The organism is Mesorhizobium sp. USDA 4132, from assembly GCF_056279545.1.
The window spans coordinates 3,811,127-3,825,458 of record NZ_JBWCCP010000001.1 but is presented as its reverse complement, the minus strand read 5'-3'; the positions used below and the strand labels follow the sequence as shown (position 1 = coordinate 3,825,458).

At 58.7% G+C, this 14,332-nt stretch carries 12 protein-coding genes; 7 read left to right on the top strand and 5 right to left on the bottom strand.

Features of this window, described 5'->3' with window-relative positions; genetic code table 11:
- Nucleotides 1–310 precede the first annotated feature (310 nt).
- The 4 genes from ACZ9IU_RS19350 to ACZ9IU_RS19335 are packed head-to-tail and all read left to right on the top strand — an operon-like array spanning nt 311 to nt 5,874.
- On the top strand, nt 311–1,750 hold the full coding sequence (locus ACZ9IU_RS19350; protein WP_157885177.1) for a TolC family outer membrane protein: 1,440 nt from the start codon (nt 311–313) through the stop codon (nt 1,748–1,750).
- 18 nt (nt 1,751–1,768) lie between these two features.
- The gene (locus ACZ9IU_RS19345) at nt 1,769–3,925 is read left to right on the top strand and encodes a type I secretion system permease/ATPase (RefSeq protein WP_038545971.1); all 2,157 of its coding nucleotides are present in this window, start codon (nt 1,769–1,771) and stop codon (nt 3,923–3,925) included.
- 38 nt (nt 3,926–3,963) lie between these two features.
- Nucleotides 3,964–5,214, top strand: coding sequence for an HlyD family type I secretion periplasmic adaptor subunit (locus ACZ9IU_RS19340; protein WP_051900193.1), 1,251 nt, complete (start codon nt 3,964–3,966; stop codon nt 5,212–5,214).
- Between the two features lie 30 nt (nt 5,215–5,244).
- Nucleotides 5,245–5,874, top strand: a complete 630-nt coding sequence (locus ACZ9IU_RS19335) for a ribbon-helix-helix domain-containing protein (RefSeq protein ID WP_244446577.1) — start codon at nt 5,245–5,247, stop codon at nt 5,872–5,874.
- Between the two features lie 50 nt (nt 5,875–5,924).
- Here the strand turns inward: ACZ9IU_RS19335 and ACZ9IU_RS19330 are convergent, their stop codons facing one another.
- Nucleotides 5,925–6,722, bottom strand: coding sequence for a transglutaminase-like cysteine peptidase (locus ACZ9IU_RS19330; RefSeq protein ID WP_065814801.1), 798 nt, complete (start codon nt 6,720–6,722; stop codon nt 5,925–5,927).
- Nucleotides 6,723–6,747: 25 nt separating this feature from the next.
- Nucleotides 6,748–7,002, bottom strand: coding sequence for a hypothetical protein (locus ACZ9IU_RS19325; RefSeq protein ID WP_162182322.1), 255 nt, complete (start codon nt 7,000–7,002; stop codon nt 6,748–6,750).
- A 162-nt stretch (nt 7,003–7,164) separates the two neighbouring features.
- Here ACZ9IU_RS19325 and ACZ9IU_RS19320 point away from each other — a divergent pair, with 162 nt between their 5' ends.
- Nucleotides 7,165–8,319: a type 1 periplasmic-binding domain-containing protein gene (locus ACZ9IU_RS19320; RefSeq protein WP_051899836.1), complete on the top strand. Its 1,155-nt coding sequence runs from the start codon at nt 7,165–7,167 to the stop codon at nt 8,317–8,319.
- Between the two features lie 75 nt (nt 8,320–8,394).
- Complete coding sequence (locus ACZ9IU_RS19315) at nt 8,395–10,002, top strand: FAD-dependent oxidoreductase (protein ID WP_038549692.1); 1,608 nt, start codon at nt 8,395–8,397, stop codon at nt 10,000–10,002.
- On the opposite strand, the gene ACZ9IU_RS19310 is transcribed toward ACZ9IU_RS19315, so the two are convergent.
- The 3 genes from ACZ9IU_RS19310 to ACZ9IU_RS19300 form a co-directional block, all read right to left on the bottom strand.
- On the bottom strand, nt 9,992–11,254 hold the full coding sequence (locus ACZ9IU_RS19310) for an O-antigen ligase family protein (protein ID WP_038545963.1): 1,263 nt from the start codon (nt 11,252–11,254) through the stop codon (nt 9,992–9,994). The genes ACZ9IU_RS19315 and ACZ9IU_RS19310 overlap by 11 nt on opposite strands.
- Before the next feature lie 7 nt (nt 11,255–11,261).
- Nucleotides 11,262–12,518: a polysaccharide biosynthesis/export family protein gene (locus tag ACZ9IU_RS19305; protein WP_051899834.1), complete on the bottom strand. Its 1,257-nt coding sequence runs from the start codon at nt 12,516–12,518 to the stop codon at nt 11,262–11,264.
- Between the two features lie 101 nt (nt 12,519–12,619).
- Nucleotides 12,620–13,300 (bottom strand): sugar transferase, encoded by a 681-nt coding sequence (locus tag ACZ9IU_RS19300; RefSeq protein ID WP_038545957.1) that lies wholly within the window; start codon nt 13,298–13,300, stop codon nt 12,620–12,622.
- Between the two features lie 729 nt (nt 13,301–14,029).
- Between ACZ9IU_RS19300 and ACZ9IU_RS19295 the strand changes: the two genes are divergently transcribed.
- The gene (locus ACZ9IU_RS19295) at nt 14,030–14,326 is read left to right on the top strand and encodes an exopolysaccharide production repressor protein (RefSeq protein WP_051899833.1); all 297 of its coding nucleotides are present in this window, start codon (nt 14,030–14,032) and stop codon (nt 14,324–14,326) included.
- Nucleotides 14,327–14,332: the final 6 nt, after the last annotated feature.

The following is a 14,332-nucleotide window of genomic DNA, read 5'->3' as shown; positions in this document are numbered from 1 at the left end:
GAGGCGTTACGTGATTTGCGGCCAACTACGGAAGGGACATACCGATGTGTCTCGGAGGCTACACAAGAGGTAAATGTATACGCCTGGGCAATTAGATGCCAAACCACAAGTTTTTAGGCCGATATTTTGTCGTTAGAAATTTCGCATAGAAAACAATTATATAGATAGTTTCCATTTGGTAATTAACCCTAGGCTATGGAATATTCCGAGCGGGCTTGGGCCTCTGAATTAGAAATGATAATACTTCCCAACGAAATCGCCGCAGTATATGAATGCCGTAATGGGATTTAGATCGGCGAGGGGCTTCCGATTGTTTAAGAGCAAAAGAATTTTAGCGACGCTGTTGGCGACTGTAGCTTTGGGGATCGTGTTTAGCGCGCCTGCCAATGCAATGACGCTTGATGAAGCGGTAGCAAAAACCTTGAAAACGAACCCGCAGATCATGCAGGCGGTAGAAAACCGCGAGGCTGTGGAATTCGAGCTGAGGCAGGCACGGGGCCTTTATCTTCCTTCGATAGATTTGCAGGCGGGCGTAAGCCGGCGTAGACTGTCGAACAGCAGTACAGGTACGCTTACCCGCGACTATGAAAACTTTAAAGGGTCCGATGCGAGCCTGACGATTACTCAAACGTTGTTTGACGGCGGCAGCCGCCGTTCTCAGGTCGAGCAGCAGGCATCGCGCGTTGATGGCGCTTCGTTCCGCGTTGTTGAGCGGTCCGAGTCGCTGGCTCTTCAGGTCACTCAAGATTATCTCGAGTATATCCTTCAGTCCAAGATCGTCGCTATTGCGCAGCAGAACGTTGCTGCCCACAATCAGATTCTCGGCGATATCGGTGCCAGCATCCAGGGTGGTGCGCTGACCGACGCCGATCGTCTGCAGGGCCGCGAGCGACTCGAAGCGGCACGTGCCCGGTTGCGCGAAGCCCAGGAAGAGCTGGAACTCACGAAGATCCGTTTCCTGAAGACGGTCGGCGAGCCGATCGGTCCCGTGAAGGCGCCGGTATCGCTCGCGAAGTTCATTCCGAAGACGCTGAACGATACGATCTTCATCGCCAAGAAAAACAGCCCGCAGATTCATGCGGCCGATGCCGATGTCGATGCGGCGGATGCCGGTGTGCGTGGCTCGCGCGCCAACTATCTCCCGAAGGTCGATCTTCAGGGCAGTGCGCGGGTCGGCAACGACATCGATGGCAACCAGGGTAATACCAACGACGTTCAGGTCGGTGTAACCGCCCGCTGGAACCTCTATCGCGGTGGTATCGATCAGGCGCGCGAGCAGGAGCAGATCCGTCGCGCCAGCGAACAGCGTTACGGTTTGGCCCAGGCCCATCGCGAGGTCGAAGAGTCCATTCGCTCCGCATGGAACGAGCGTAGCGGCCGCGGCGAACTGGCCGGGATCCTGGCGCGCCAGTCCTCGACGAACGGCAGCCTTGTCACCTCGTATCGCGAACAATTCAAGGTCAATCAGCGTTCGCTTCTCGATGTGCTGGATGCCCAGAACACCCGTTTCAACACCAGTATTCTTGCGGAAACCGCACGATTTGCTTCCCTTTTCGCCGAATACAAGATCCTGGCCGCATCCGGCAGTCTGCTTCAATCGATGAAGCTGAAGCCGGTCGGCCAGGCTGAGGCGTATGCCCGGAATGAGTTTGCTGTCCCGGGTGGCGTCACGAATCCTGGCTATGTCGAAGTTGACTCCCGTCAAAAGGCTGGCATGCCCATGGATCTCCTGGCGCCGATCCGACAGTAACGGATTGGCAAGGACCAAATGCTCAACGTAAAGCTCGACCACGCAGATACTACGCCGTTTCGGACATTTAAAACTGCATTCAGGTCTGTTGCGAGCTTTTACGGGCGCCCGACGTCAGACATCGTCCTGTTCTCCGGATTGCCGGATGAGGTTTCCGAATCTCTGGAACTGGACGATGTCGAACACCTTGCCCAGCGTATCGGGCTGGAAGTCATCCGCCACGGCGAACGCGAGTGTCGCGAGGGCAATTTCGACTGCCCAGCCATCATCGTCTTCGAGAACGGCGGCGTGCTGCCGCTACTCGAAACCGATCCCGATGGAAACTACATCACGGATCTCGTTCCGGCCTCGGGGAATCCCGTCAAGCTGACGCGTCAGGAACTCGTGGCCCTGAAGCCGAGCTTCGGTTTTGCCTTCACGCTTTATTATCAGAACGCGTCCGAGCATGCCTCGGTTGGTACAGCCGGAGAAATCGAGCGCCGCCACTGGCTGTTGCGGGCGCTGGTTCCCTATTGGCGCACCTATATCCGCGTCATCATGGCTGCGCTGTTCATCAACCTGATTGCGCTCGGCTCGCCGCTGTTCACGATGAACGTCTATGACCGCGTGCTTCCCAACAAGGCGTTTCCGACGCTTTGGGTGCTCGCCATCGGCATCACGCTAGCCTACACGTTCGATTTCCTGCTGAAGACCGCCCGTGCCGCCCTCATCGACCATGCCGGGCGAAACGCGGATTTGCGCCTGTCCCAGATGATCTTCGACAAGGTGTTGAATTCGACGCTCGCTTCGCGTCCGTTATCGACGGGCGAATATGCCAACCGTGTCACGCAGTACGAGTTCGTCCGTGAATTCTTCACGTCCAACACGGTCGGCCTGCTGATCGATACGGCGTTCGTGTTCATCTTCCTGATCGTGATCTACACGCTTTCCGGCTGGCTTGTGGTGATCCCGTCGGTAGCCTTGCTGCTGTCGGTGCTGATCGGCCTGCATGCCCAGGCCAAGATCGGTCACCGCATGGCAGCGGCCACCAACGAGGCGTCACGCCGTCAGTCGCTGCTGGTCGAGACGATTTCGACGATCGAGACCGTGAAGAGCCTTCGCGCCGAAGCGGGCATGCTGCGTCGCTGGCAGGAACTGATGAAGCTCTCGAGCCGCACCAGCGAAGAAATCAAGCATGTCTCTTCGAATGCGGTGAACCTCACCAATCTTGTCCAGCAGATGGTCAGCGTCCTGATCGTGATCGCCGGTACCTACGAGTTTTCCGAGGGCCATCTGGCAATGGGCGCGATCATCGCGACCGTCATGCTGGCAGGCCGTGCGGGGGCGCCGCTCGGCCAGATCGCCATGGCGCTTGCCCGGTTCCGGCAGGCGATGACGTCGCTCAAGATCCTCGACAAGATCATGGAACAGCCGGAGGATCGTCCCTCCACGGTGGGTTTCGTGAACCGCGAGATCAAGCGGGGCGGCTTCAGCTTCCAGAACGTTTCCTTTCAGTATCCGGGCTCTGACTACAAGGTCATCAATCAGCTTTCGCTGACCGTCGCTCCTGGCGAGCGGGTCGGGATCATCGGCCGCATCGGCTCGGGCAAAACGACGCTCGGCCGCCTTCTCGACGGCCTCTTCCTGCCATCCGACGGTCGCCTGTTGATCGACGGCGTCGATATTCGCCAGTATCACATGTCGGAAGTCCGCTCGGCGGTGGCAGTGGCCGGGCAATCATCCGATCTGTTTTCGGGGACGGTGAAGGAAAACCTTCTGATCGGCCGCGCCGATGCGACGGACGAGGAATTGCTCCACGTGTCGCAGATGACCGGCGTCGACGAGTTCGTTTCCAACCATCCGCGCGGTTTCGACATGCCGGTCGGCGAACGCGGCAGCAATCTCTCCAGCGGCCAGAAACAGGCCCTGGCGATCGCGCGCCTGCTGCTGACCAAGCCGAAGATTGTCTTTCTTGACGAGCCATCAGGCGCCATGGATCTTGCGAGCGAGCGCCACCTGCTCGCCAAGCTCTCGACCGCATTCAGCCGCGACACGACGCTGCTGATCGCCACGCACCGTTTCAGTATGCTGGAACTGTGCGAACGGCTGGTGGTGATCGACAAGGGCCGTATCGTTGCCGACGGGCCGAAGGCTGCCGTGCTTGAGGCGATGCAGCGCAAGGGAGCAAAGCCGTGAGCAAAGGCGTTCACGACAATCCTCCGTTCTTCGCTCGCATGCTGGTCGGGCTGGTGGCCGCCTGCATGGCGACATTCCTTGCCTGGGCCGCACTTGCGGAGATCGACGAGATCGCCCGGGGCGAAGGCAAGGTCATTCCCATTTCCAAAACCCAGATCATCCAGTCGTCCGAAGCCGGGGTTGTGCAGGACATTGCGGTTCAGGTCGGCCAGGTGGTCCGCAAAGGCGATCTGATTGTTCAGCTGAACAATACGACAACCGAATCGACGCTCGGGGAATCGGTTGCCAAGGCAAGGGCGATCGGTGCGAAGATCGCACGCCTGCAGATGGAAGAAAAAGGCGAGTACGACCAGCCGTTCGTATGTCCGGCGGATGTCTTGAAGGTCGCCAAGAACGTCTGCGACAACGAAGATCGGCTGTTTTCGGCGAACAAGGCCAGTTACAAGAACAAGTTTGATGTGCTGCAGGAGCGTGTGAAGCAGCGTCAGAACGAACTCAGCGAAGCCAATGCCAATATTGATCGGCTTGAACAGAATATCGCCTCCTCGATGCGGCAGCGCGATCTTTACGGTCCTCTCGCTAAAAAGGGGCTGGTCTCGCAGACGCAGCTTCTGACGATCGAAAGCCAGCTTACGGACCAGCAGGGTCAGCTCAAGGTCTATCAGGAAAGCCTGATACGCCTTCGTGGTGCTGTCGATGAAGCAAAGCTCCAAGTGGGTGAAATTTCATTGGCGGTTCGTCAACAGGCCCTCACCGACAAGGCGCAAGCTCTCGCAGAGCTCTCGGTCATCGATCAGACGATCCGCGGTGCTTCGGACCGCGTCAAGCGTACCGACATTCGCTCGCCGGTCGACGGCATCGTCAATACCCTGGAAGTCAACACGATCGGCGCCTATGTGGATCCGGGCCGTGTGGTTGCCGGGATTGTTCCGACAGCTGACACGCTGCTGATCGAGGCGCGGATATCGCCACGCGACGTTGCGTTCGTCCGCCGCGGGCAACCGGCGATCGTCAAGATCACGGCTTATGATTTCGCGATCTTTGGCGGGCTCGAAGGCGAAGTGACCAACGTTTCCGCTGACAGTATCGTTGAGAAGGAAAAGGGCGAGACCTACTACCTCGTCCAGGTCAAGACCAACAAGTCCGAGCTGGAACGCAACGGCAAGCTCTATCCGATCATTCCTGGCATGATTGCGTCCGCGGAAATCATGACGGGCCGCAAGACAGTCCTCAGCTACCTTATGAAGCCTATCAATCGGGCGCGTTCCGATGCGCTTACCGAGCGGTAGAGGCCTCCAATGAAATCAGGTGCGCTTTCAATGTCCGTCATCGAACCTGCGGGCGACCCGCTGCCGATCATCGACAAGGAAGAAGTCGAGCCGCGTTTTCGCGCGGTTGTCGCGCGCAATGGCGAGCGCCGTGGTATCAGGCTTGAGAAGATTTATTGGGAAGGCCTCAGCCGGATGTCGGCGGCGGGCAAGATAACCACGGGCGATCTGGTTCAGTACACTGCGGCCCAGATGCCGGAAGCGGGCAATCTCACCTCGTTGCTGCGCGTCCTCAGCCTTAAATGGGCGCTTGGGCGGCTGGCGACGGTCGAGGATGTCTCGTCGCTCGAAAATCTCAACGCGCTGGTCCAGGCTTCGCCGTCGCCGACGGTGGTGCTGACACGTGAAAAGCGCCTGCAATTCTTCAACGAGCCGTTTCTCGTCATGCTTCGGCAGCGGTTGGTGGGGGAGGATACGTCGCAGCTGATGAAGACCTTGAAGTTCTCGATCGACACGCAGATCGAGGATGCCATGGATACGCTGCAGATGAACCGTGGCAAGACCTTGAATACCGGCTTCACGATCTCCTGCGCCAGGCAGGTCATAAAGGGTCAGATCAATCTGGCCCTTGCCCCGGCGCACGAAAAGCCGATGCTGGTCGGCTATATTTCCCGTTATTGATGTTCTCAAGGTTTAAGGCCGGAGCGCAACGCGCGCCGGCCATGGAAAGCTTAGAAGTTGGCGCCTTCGCCCGGCGCAATCTTTTCCAGCGGCGTCACCATCGCCACGTTCTGGTCCTTGCGGCGTGAGCCATGCAGGAAGCCCTTGCCGCCTTTGATGGAGTAGAGCGGCATGTAGTCGGGAAGCTGGGTGTCCAGGAGAACCTGATTGCGCATGTTGTCGAGAATGAAGAACTTGCCGCCGGCTTCGACCGAGAGAATGGCATGGTAAAAGTGGCGTTTCTGGTCGAACAGGACGACGATCGACATCTGGTTGGGATCGATGCCTTCCGCACGAAGCGCCGCCATCTTGAGGATCGCGAAATCTTCGCAGTCGCCCTGCTGGAGGCTGAGCGTTTCCTGCGGAGTGCTCCAGCGGTCAGCGACCTTGTAGGCGTCCTGGTCGGTGCGGTAGCGGATGGACTGGTTCACCGCGGCGTTGACAGCATTGAGCTTGTCGCGGAGCGACGATTGCGACGTGTTCATGCCGACAAGCTGGATGGCGGCAAAGGCAGGGCTGCAGCCCTTGCCGTTGCATTTCACTGCAGTGCCATTGTCCATCTCTTCGAGAGCCGGAGCGAGCTTCTTCAAGGCGGCAAGCCGCTTGAAAGGAATAGCGACCGTATCGAACACGGCGCCGTTGGACGGTGCTGATTCTACTCGCCGGGACGGGTAAAGGTCGGCCGGCTTAATTGCGACCTCGGTCACGTTCGCAGGTCTTGCCGCAGGCAGAGCGATCTTCGAGCCGAGCTCGCTGAATGTCTGAAATGCTGCGGCAACCTGTACGTTTCCGAATGCAAGCGAAGCCATGATGGAAAGCGGCTTCGGAAGATATTCAAGAAAATGACTTCCGATGATCGATACCGTTGATCCAGTATTGATCTGAAATTGTTGCTTGTTCATGGGGGCGGATAGTGCTGTTGAAGCAATGAATGGTAATACTAGTGTGGCGACGACTGCGGCTTTCAGCGTATTCTTTTTGTTTGCCATTTTCTGTCTCCCTTGTTGAGGAGAAGTTAGCAAAGCCGCCTGAATTTCTGGTTTTTGAAGATAGATAATCCATAAATAAGTTATTTGAGAGAAAAAGCATAAAATTTTATATTCATACGTGGGCGCTTGTTAATGAGTTTTGTCTGGGCTAGCATGCCGCCGCGACAATCAAGAAGGCCGCAGAGTGGTCCACGAAATGCCCCAGGGACGTTCATTTTTTTACTGTTCAGATCTCGCCGACATTGCTCATAAAACCTTCCGGATGACGATGCGCCTGCGTCCGGTACGCTTATGGCTGCTAAGTCTGTTTGCTGCCGCCGTTCTCTCCGGCTGCGAGTCCTCGTCCGTCGCCGATAAGGTTCTGGACGACAAGGCGCTGAAGCCGCCGCCGTCCATGGTTGAGGAAACATTCGGCCGGGGCTCGACGGAAATTACGCTGCTTCTGACAAAGGCGCCGAACGGCGTCTATGAGGGCGCCGCGCGCGACATACGCGACGGTGCGGCGCTTGCCATCGGCGAACTTGACGATGCCGCTGTGATGAAGATCAAGGTGGTCGACGTGGCGGGAGGGCCAACTACGGTGGCTGCGGCGCTCGCAGCTGCCAAGGCACGCAATTCCGGTCTGCTGATCAGTTATGCGCCGCAGGCGACGACGGCGGCGATTGCCGCCATTCCGGCCGATCAGCGACCGCCGCTGATCAATCTTTCAAGTCCTGTAACCGGCGCGAAAGTCTTCAATTTCGGGTTTGACGAAGTGGCGAGCGTTGCTCGGGGTGTGCACCCGGTCATCGCTTCCGGCCACAAGAGAGTTGTCGTTCTGACGCCCAACAGCATAGCCGGCGTTGACGAAGAGCGCCTAAGATCGGCCGTCACCCAGGCCGGCGGTGCGCTGATCGGCGTGGTTCGTTATGATCCAGCCGCGCCGCTTGGTGACCTGCTTACCCGCAACAAGGCTTTGCTCGATGATGCCGGTGCCCTGGTGCTGATGGGTGATTCTGCGGCGATCGGGCCTATCTTGAAGGGTGTCAGGGCCTCTTTCGCCAAACTGGCCGTTGTCGGAACCAGCCACTGGCCGATGGAGCTTTATTCCGATCCGGCAGCCAGCGGCGTCATCATCGCAGCGGTCGATCCGGATGCTTCGCTGCTGATCGGCGAGCGCTATCGCCGTTTCAACAAACGTTCGCTCTCGGTCTATGCCGCCGAGGGTTACGACAGCATAGCGGTCGCTGCCGGCATCGTCAGAGGTAAGGGTGCTGCGGCACTGACGCCGGAAATGCTGATGACAAAGACCGGTTTTCGAGGGGTTACGGGTCTGTTCCGCTTTACGCCGAGTGGTATGGCGGAGCGCAAGATCGGGCTTTACAAGATCGACGGCGGCCGGTTGGTGGCCATCGAGCCGAAGGCGGTCAGCTTCTAGCGGTGCATGGGCGGTTCCCTTTCTGCCGGCATGCTCTATGTGCTGGTAATCCAAGGTTCTCTCTCAAAGGCATACATGGCTTCAGCAGATACTGAGACTGAGACGACGGATGTCTGCATCGTCGGCGCCGGCCCCGTCGGGTTGGCACTCGCCTTCAAGCTGGAGGAGTTGGGGCTCTCGGTAACCCTTGTCGAGATGGGTGCGGGCGGAGCAACGGATGATGCCGGTGCCGGTGATATCGAATTCACCAACGGCCATCATGCAGCTTCGATGGCGATGTCTCGGCCAGGCATCGGCGGAGCTTCCGCGCTCTGGGGCGGCCGGTGCGTTACCTTCGACGATATCGATCTACAGAAGCGAGATCATGTCCCCTTTTCCGGCTGGCCCATTTCTCACGAGGAGCTTCGCCGCCATTATCCGCAGGCGCTGACATTCCTCAATTGCAATGCCGCCGAGCCTGCTTTTGAGGCGATCGACGTTTCCGACCATGGGGTCGATACGAACGCTCTGGAGCGATGGAGCCGGTCTCCGGATCTTGGCCCGGTTTACGGAGAGCGGCTCAAGGCTTCCAAACGTATTCGTCTCGTCAATACGATCGTCTCAGGCATCACGCTTGATGCTTCTGGTGGACGCGTCGAAGGCCTCGCCACCTACAGCGCGGGGCAGGAAAGCCAGATTACGGCAAGGACTTTCGTGCTTGCCGGAGGAGGGCTGGAAAATGTCCGCCTGCTGCTTGCTCTGCGGGAGAGGCAGCCAGAGGCATTGGGCGGTACCAGCGGTCCGCTCGGCCGTTTTTATCAAGGTCACCTCACGGGCTACATTGCCGTGCTGCAATTCGACAGGTCCAGGATCGCGAGCCATTTCGCCTTCAATGTCGACGACGAAAACTATGTCTTTCGTCGCAGGCTGCAGATCGTGCCGGAGATCCAGGCAGAGGAGGGGCTTCTCAATTGCGTCTTCTGGATCGACGCGATTTCGGTCGCCGACCCCGCGCATGCCTCAGGCGCGCTGTCGCTCATCTATCTGTTCCTGAAAATGTTCGGCCTCTACCGCCGTCTCTCGAATGGCCTGGCACCGACGGCCAAGGGGCCTGAGAATATCGACCGCCGGCAGCATTGGCGGAATATCCGCGCCGATCGCCGCCTGGTATTCGATCTGTTCGGGTCGCTTCTCAATATGTTGGAGAGGCGCATCGAGCCGTGGCGTACGCTGATCAATCCGAAAGGTCGTTATCTGCTTCGCTACCATGCCGAACAGGTGCCCAATCCGGAAAGCCGGGTCCACCTTCAACAGGGTGGAGCGGGCAGGCAGGCCGCCCTTGTCGTCGATTATCAAGTGGTCGAACAGGACGTCAGTTCGGTCCTGAAATCGCACGAGATTCTCGATACGTGGTTACGTCGAACCGGGGTCGGTCGGCTGGAATATCTGCATGATGCTGCCCAGCGGCGGCAGGCCGTGCTGAGCCAGGCGTTTGACGGTTATCACCAGATCGGCCTCAGCCGCATGTCCGATACACCCGATGATGGCGTCACGGATGCCAATTGCCGCGTGCATGGCATCGGCAATCTTTATCTCGCCGGCACCGGCCTGTTCCCGACAGGAGGCCATGCCAATCCGACACTGCCGGCCGTGGCGCTGGCGCTCCGGCTCGCCGAGCACCTCTTCGAAAAGCTCAAGCGGTAACGGTCCGCCGGCCTCCAACGGGATGAGAGGTGAATTCGGCGGACTTCTGGCGAAGGGTCAACCGGCCGGCCGCGTAGAACATCAGGAATGAACCGATCTGGTAGGGGAAAAGTACGTCGACTTCGACGAAGGCCCGGATCAGCAACAGAACGCTCAGCGCGCATAACAGCGTCGACGCGGGATCGCGATTGCGGCTCAGCATCGCGCTCAGATGGCCGAAGACGTTTATCAGCATGATCATGCACAATAGGGCGAGCCCGATCAGGCCGGTCTCGACGGTGACCTCGATGAACGTGTTGTGGAAATGGAAGCCGCTACGGGCCGTGATGAAGAAATCATCCCATAGCCTCTCGGCATCGGCGAAGCCGGGAACCCAGTAACCCTGATAACCGGTGCCGAGAATCGGGTTGTCGCGGATCGCCTCGATTCCCTGCTGCCAGAGATAGGTCCGTCCCGTCAGCGTCGAATCCTTGCCAAAGATGCCGAGAACGGCATCGACAGCGCCCATCTGCAGCGCTCCGATGATCGCGACCACGCCGACCACCACCAGCCCGGAGACCAGCAGCTTGCGGTGATTGGGGGAAAGCTGTGCGACCGGCATATAACCGGCGCAGAGCGCCAAGACGCCGGCGGTCGTAATGGCAGAGGTCGCCGACTGCGAGGCGAGAAGGCAATAGGCGCTGAGCAGGCCGACGCCGCCCGACGCCATCAACCAGAGACCTTTCTGCCGCCAGATGAGCAGATAGGACGCCGCGAAGAAAAGGCCGAGCGAGGCGTAGAAACCGAGCTGGTTCTTCGAGGAGAAGGCTCCGACGAAACTATAACTGCCGTCGATGGCGTCGTAGAGGTAGGTTCCGAACAGGATGGAGAAGACGAGCACGATCGCCGTGCCCAGGATCGCACCGCGGGTCAATGTCAGCACGCTGATCGTGCGCATGGCGATCAGCGCACAGACGACATGCGTCAGGTATTGTATCGCGGTTCGCAGCGAGATGCCGAAGGCGGGCGACCAGAAGGCGGAGACGAAGCAGAACAGCGCAAATCCGAATATCCAAAGATATTTCAGATAATTACCGAGAGCCTGCCGATAGTCGGCAACTACCAGCAGGAACCAGAGGCCATAATAGGCGAGGATCGAAATCTGCCCGAACCGGCTCGAATAGGCGAACACGAAGAAGGACAGCGCGACCGCAGCCACGCCGTAGACTTCATTGCGAGCCGGGTCGATCAGCGCAGATTTCGCAATCCTCATGCGATCCTCATTGCATCAGGAGCTCAGCGGCGACCTTGACGACATCGCCGGGCAAAAGCTTGTCGTTTTCGCCGACGGCGACCTCTTTCGGCCCCTGGCCCTCGTCCCGCACCACGGTGTATTTGATGGTGGCGGACTTGCCCGAAGGGTCGAATTTCAGCGCCTCGGCCGATTGAGCCACGGCTTCCGACATCAGCTCGCGGCTGGTTCCGAGCTGCAATCCGAGCTTTTCGAGTTCGGCTTCGGTGTTCTGCAGCTCCTGGGCGCGCTGGGCTTCCCAGTCGTTGCGCAGGTTGATCTCGTCCTGGTTCGCCTTGTTGATATCCTGCTTGGCGCGAAGTATTGACGTGTCGATATCAAGGAGGTTCGCTTCGATGGTCGCGGCCCTTTCCTCGGCGGTGATGCGGCGGCTGGAGGTCGCCAGTCCCTGTTCGGTCAGCTTCGCCATTTTTTCCCGGTCCTCGCTGACGAGCTGCAGCTGCCGCTTCTGGGTGTCGGTCTTCTGGCTGAGAGACTGGACCTCGTTTTCGAGCAGCGTCCGCAGGTCGGTGAGAGCCTTCAACTGAAGCTCGTAGCGTTCTCGCCGCGATTTCATCAGCGAGACTTCGCTGGCGATCAGCTTTTCGGCATTGCCGACGTCCTTGAGTTCCGGCGGGACTTTCAATTCGGTAGCACCGGCGACTTCCGCCAACAGCCGGGCGCGGCGGGCGAGAAGCCGGCCGCGTTGGGAATCGTAGACCGAGGCGTCGCCGCGGGCATTGATGAAGTCGCGGGCGAAACGCTGGCCCGAATCAGACCGGAGAAGACCGCCGGCGAGGCTGATGGCCTTCAGCACGGTCAGGTTGGGGGTATAGGGATATTCGCCCGGCGTATGCACGTCGCCAGCCAGGAAAACCGGCCGGAACTGGGCGATTTCCACGGAAGCCGACGGCAGGTTGCGCAACGCGAATTTGCCGCGCAATTCCTCGCCGATGGTTTTTGCGACTTCGCCCGCCGTCTTGCCGGCAGCCGGGAGGTCACCGATGAAGGGGAGCGAGAGCGATCCGGTCGGCCCGATGGTATAGTCGCCGCTCACCGCATCCCAGTTGCGGATCGTGCCGTCGGCCGGCTGCCACTCGGCGACGCGGACGCGAAGCTTGTCCATCACCCCGAGGCGATAACCGGTCTCTTCCGCAGTCGCGTTCCCGGCCAGAGCGACTGTGATCGCACCGGCCAGAAAACATAACGCACGCAAGCTCCTCGCGGAGGCGGTTTGTGTCTGCATGGATTTTTCCTTCAAAAGGCGCGGAACCAGTCCGCGCTCGAAGCCGCCAGATTTGCCGATCCCGTCAAGCGGTCCGGCGCCTCAGCAGAGAGGATGGACTATCAGTAACTGCCGCGCGCCATGCAGACGGCGGGGATCGTTTTCACAATGATTGCGACGTCGCCGATCAGCGACCAGTTCTGGACGTATTGGGTGTCGAACGCGATACGGGTATCGTAGGAAACGTCATTGCGACCGCTGATCTGCCACAGACCGGTGAGGCCCGGGCGCGTGCTCAGGTAGAAAGCCGCAAAGCTATCGTAGAGGTTCAGTTCCTCGTCGACCACGGGGCGGGGACCGACCACGCTCATTTCGCCACGCAGGATGTTGAGAAGCTGCGGAAGTTCGTCGAGGCTAAGCTTACGCAGCACAGTGCCGACGACCGTCACCCGGGGATCGAACTTGAGTTTGCGCGTCGCTCGCCATTCCTCCGCCGCTTGCGGATTGGCTTTCAGATAGTTTCGCAGGACTTCATCGCCATTCACGGCCATCGTGCGGAACTTGAGGCATTTGAAGGTACGACCGTTGTGGCCGATCCGGCGATGTCCATAAAAAATGGGGCCATTGTCGGAGAACTTTACCAACGCCGCGATCATCAGGAAGATGGGACTGAACAGGATGAGGGCCAGGGCGGCGGCGGTGATATCGAAACTTCGTTTTGCCAAGCCCCCAGTTGGGAGAGTCATGCGGGCTTGGTCTGACGTTGAGAACGGCGAACCTGCCGAACGTGTCGCTGACTTCATAGAGTGAACTCCACTTATGTTTTGCGATAGTCGGTGCCATTACGGCGCGTCATTGAGCGTTAATGTGATAATAAGTCTGTGTTCGCAATTTGATGAAGATCAAACTTTTCCGTCAACCGCATCCCGCCGGAGTCGGGGCGCGGTTTCCAACCCGCGATTGGGCGGGAACAACTTGAGAGATATACGCCGGAAGCGCAGTCAATACTGTACTGGGCGTGTAAAAGCGGTCTAGTGGCTAATATTCCCGACCTGGTTCAAACTTATCCCGGCATTCTCTCCTGTCGGCCGCCTAGTCATAGATCGCCCAGCTGCTTGGGGACGGGGACCAAAGTAGCTTGCGTCTGGGACCAAAGGCCCACTCCTGCTGCGCCGCAATACAATGCTGCGGCGCAACAACGCCTGTCGGTTTCGAGTTAGCTTTGTAACAAAAGTTGATCGGGTTCGAGGGGAATTGAGAGATGCGGCTGGCGAGTTCGTTCCAACAGCGGCGAATCCGGGCATAAATGTGGCAAAAGAGAGGCGCAGTGCTTGTGGCGCTGTGATAGAGATGGGCCTGCTGCCCGCAGTATTTGTTCGGAACCTCATGGACCTTACGAAAGTTTCACCAATAGTCTGGCATTATCGAGATCGGAAAACTTGAATCCTCTCCTGCAGACTCATATGGTTGTCTTATCGGGAGAGGAGCCTGAAAAACCACGAACTGAACAGCCACGTTCGGGAGGAACGATCATGTACGCGCCACGCGTCTTTATCAGCATGACAGTGACTCTGGTCGTGTTCGCGGTGGCTGCGTATCTTATCACCGGGTCGTTCTATACGGCAGTTATACAGACGCTGATCTGTGCAGTCCTGATCCAGGCCGGATATTTCGCTGCTGTCCTTTACCTCGTTCGCCGTGAAAAGCAGATACGGGAGACGGGAGCGACTTCGGAAGCTGCCGCGGCTGCCAAGAGCTCCAAGGATGGCAGCCGGCGCGACGGATTGCGTGCCGATGCCGCCCCGAACCTTCCTGCCGGCGATACCTGACCGTTC